The 1,942-nt window shown below is 71.6% G+C and carries 1 protein-coding gene; it reads left to right on the forward strand.

The window, feature by feature from the left end:
• The coding region (locus G6024_RS15075) for a PhoX family protein (RefSeq protein WP_159149078.1) at positions 1 to 1,887 on the forward strand (1,887 nt) is incomplete at its 5' end.
• Positions 1,888 to 1,942: the final 55 nt, after the last annotated feature.

The raw sequence follows: 1,942 nt of genomic DNA on the forward strand, positions 1-1,942 counted from the left end.
GCGACCGCCGCGGCGCAGGGCTCGTCCGCCGCCGGCTCGCTCGGACCCACCGGGTCCACCGGCGGGGCCACGATCGACACGGGGTTCGCCCCGGTCGCGCCCAACACCGCCGACGCCGTCACCGTCCCGGCGGGATACTCGAGCGATGTGGTGATCCGGTGGGGCGACCCCGTGCTGCCGGGCGCCCCGGAGTTCGACTTCGAGAACCAGACCGCCGCCGCGCAGGCCATGCAGTACGGCTACAACTGCGATCTGGCGGTGATGTTCCCGATGGACGACCGCGACGAGCGCTTCCTGCTCACCGTCAACCACGAGTACACGACCGAGCCCTCGATGTTCCGCGAGTACGATTCCTCGGCCCCGACCCGCGAGCAGGTCGAGATCGCCTGGGCGGCCCACGGGCTGACGGTGGTCGAGCTGGCCAGCCGCGCCGGCGACGGCGGGCTCGACCCCGTCATGGGGTCCTACAACCGGCGCATCACCGCCACCACCCCGTTCGAGCTGCGCGGACCCGCCGTCGGCCCCCTGACCCGGACCACGGCCGACCCGACCGGCACCCGCGTGCTCGGCACACTGAACAACTGCGCCGGCGGGCACACACCGTGGGGCACCGTCCTGTCCGGGGAGGAGAACTTCAACCAGTACTTCGGCACCACCGGGACGGTCACCGACACGGAGCGTCTCGAGGCCCTGCGCCGCTACGGCGTGTCCGTCTCCCGCTCGGGGCGCCGGTGGGAGGAGTTCGACGCCCGCTTCGACCCGGCCGCCGAGCCCAACGAGGTCAACCGCTTCGGTTACGTCGTCGAGGTGGATCCCTGGGATCCGACCTCGACCCCGGTCAAGCACTCCGCGATGGGCCGGTTCAAGCACGAGGGCGCCTCGGTCCACGTCACCGGTGACGGCACCGTCGTCGCCTATTCCGGCGACGACGAGCGCTTCGACTACCTCTACAAGTTCGTCTCCAGCCGCCGGATCACACCCGGGACCGGCTCGGCCGCGCGGGCCGAGAACATGAAGATCCTCGACGAGGGCACCCTCTACGTGGCGACGTTCACCGGCAACTCCCCCGCCGCGCAGATCGACGGCTCCGGGGCGCTGCCCGCCGACGGCGCGTTCGACGGCACCGGCACCTGGATCCCGCTGATGACCGTCGCGCCCGGTGGGAACGCCGTCTCACACGTGCCGGGCATGACCCCGGAGCAGGTCGCGGTGTACACCCGCATGGCCGGCGACCGCGTCGGCGCCACCAAAATGGACCGCCCCGAGGACGTCGAGCCCAGCCCGACCACCGGCAAGGTCTACATGGCGCTGACCAACAACACCCGCCGCACGACCGCGAACGTGGACGAGGCCAACCCGCGGCACAACAACAAGCACGGTCAGGTCGTCGAGATCACCGACGACCACGCCGGCACCACCTTCGGCTGGAACCTGCTGCTGGTGTGTGGCGACCCGGCCGAGGCGGACTCGTACTTCGGCGGCTTCGACAAGTCGAAGGTCAGCCCCATCTCCTGCCCGGACAACGTCGCCTTCGACCCGGCCGGGGGACTGTGGGTGTCCACCGACGGCAACGCCCTCGGCTTCAACGACGGCCTCTACTCGGTGGCGACCGAAGGTCCGAACCGCGGCGAGACCAAGCTGTTCCTCACGGTCCCCGTCGGGGCCGAGACCTGCGGACCGCTGGTGTTCGACAACCGGGCGATCGTCAACGTCCAGCACCCCGGCGAGAAGGACGGCGCGTCGATCGAGAACCCCGCCTCGCACTGGCCCGACGGCGGCACCTCGCAGCCGCGGCCGTCGACCGTGGTCGCGTGGCGCAACGGGTTCTCCGGTGGCGCCGGCTCTCTCGGTTCGGGCTCCCTGCCGACGGGCCTGATCGGCTCCTGACGGCGGACGGCCGGGGCGGGTAGGCGGACTGCCGGGCCGGCGGGTCGGGTCGGTC

The sequence above is a fragment of the Dietzia maris genome (assembly GCF_014144855.1).
GTDB lineage: Bacteria > Actinomycetota > Actinomycetes > Mycobacteriales > Mycobacteriaceae > Dietzia > Dietzia kunjamensis.